At 44.7% G+C, this 1,799-nt stretch carries 1 protein-coding gene; it reads right to left on the minus strand.

What is annotated here, in order from left to right:
- Positions 1–167: 167 nt before the first annotated feature.
- Positions 168–1,667, minus strand: a complete 1,500-nt coding sequence (gene istA, locus ACQCVH_RS25215) for an IS21 family transposase (RefSeq protein WP_426838404.1) — start codon at positions 1,665–1,667, stop codon at positions 168–170.
- Positions 1,668–1,799 lie beyond the last annotated feature (132 nt).

The raw sequence follows: 1,799 nt of genomic DNA on the forward strand, positions 1-1,799 counted from the left end.
TTTTTTTGCTTCCCTCTCAGCGACCTCAATTGATAAGAGGTGGTAGAGGAATTCTTCATACGTAATCTGTTGCTCAGTTGCTTCCCGAAGGTATGCATCAAGCTGCGCACGAATAGTCGGGAGGCGGAGCCTTTTTAGATACTCGTCCATTTGATATCGATGTGAGTTCAATGCATGTATCTCCCTTTCTGTAACAGTCCATCATACGGACTGAAAACAGGCGGTTTTACCGAAACAACTGGCCCGTTTTGATAATCGGTGGGGGCCGGCCTTCCCATTTCCGGCTGAGTAAGTAAATAGATGAAATGCCTCGCATGGTCTGCTGTAAATAATTGTTCGTGAAGACAGTTTTCCACCGCCAAGCCAATCGCTTCTTTTGAAAACTCCCGATGGAGTTTAAGTAATTTAATAAACTCTTTCCCATGTCCATATTTTGAAAGTGTTCGATTGTAGAATTCCTGATAGCTGAAGGGCAGATCCGCCTTTCGCAGAGGCCGTGCATGTTGTATTGACCTCGGCTTTCTTTCCAGTTCATCAAGGTAATGGTCCACCTCAAAAATTTCTTCGGAATGGTCGTAGGAACGCTCGTGATTGGCAACACAGACATCATCCAGCCAAATTTCGACCCTCTCTACATATGCCAAAATCTCTGCGTCTTTCCTTCCCGAGTACCTTGTCGGTACGGAATAATAATTTGTGTCAAAGTTCACAAGAGATAGGCTGTTGATTGTTGCTTTTATTTTCCTTGCGCAACGGTGGGTCCCTAGGATCGGCAAAAGCGCTTCTTTCTCCTGAACAAAACGCTCCCCCACTTTTTCTTTCGTCCTTGGCACAGAGGTATCATCGTATCGATCGCATTTTTCTTTAAGGTATTGATTTAGTTCCTCCAGGCTGCCCACTTGCGGGACAGGGACCAAGAACTGAGACCTGGCTGTTTGGACCAATTTCTCTACCTGGCCTTTTTCATTTCCCTTGGCAGGAGCACAGTACTGGGAGTCAAACAGATAGTGAGAACGGAATTGGGTGAACGCCTCCTGTTCTTCACGCTTTGTTCCCTCAAGGACTTTCTTAACAGCTGTCTTCATATTGTCGTAGACAATTGTCCTCGGGACACCTCCAAAATAATCAAATGCATCCGCGTGGCCTTGAAACAAAGCTTCTTGCCGTTGATGGCGGAAGACTTTAATAAAGATTTTCCGGCTGAACAAAAGCCTCATACAGAAAAGCATTACTTTCAATTCAATCCCGTTCAAAAGGATGAAGACTTCGCCCCAATCAAACTGGGCAAACTCTCCGGGATCGAATTCCAACGGAATGGAGGAAGCAGGAGGATTATGTAGCTGCTTATACTGGCGTACGAATCGGCGGATAGTGGATTCTCCACCCTTAAATCCGTATTCATCTACCAAGCGCCTGTGGATTTGCGCAGCACTGTGGCGCTGTTTTCTAGGGGCATGTTCATCCTCTTCCAACCAGCGGAGGATAAGTGGTTTGACCGGATCAATCACAGGATTAACCACTGGCTGGTTTCGTTGATATTTTGGAATTTCCGTTTGTTGCAGTGCTTTTCTAATTGTCTGCCTAGATAAATTAAGATCTTTTGCTAATTGCCGGATCGAACGCCCTTCTTTAAAATGCAGTTTTCTGATAAGCTCAATATTAGCCATCTTTAACATCCTTTTTCCTCCCAAATCATACAGTTCTCGACAAACTTATGATAAGGGATGGGTGTTAAGGGTGGTCAACTTTTTGGTTAGCGAAAACCGCTAAAGTGGTCAACTTTTATTTTAGCGTTTACA

Source organism: Bacillus infantis (genome assembly GCF_050107595.1).
In the GTDB taxonomy this organism is placed as follows: domain Bacteria; phylum Bacillota; class Bacilli; order Bacillales; family Cytobacillaceae; genus Bacillus_AB; species Bacillus_AB infantis_C.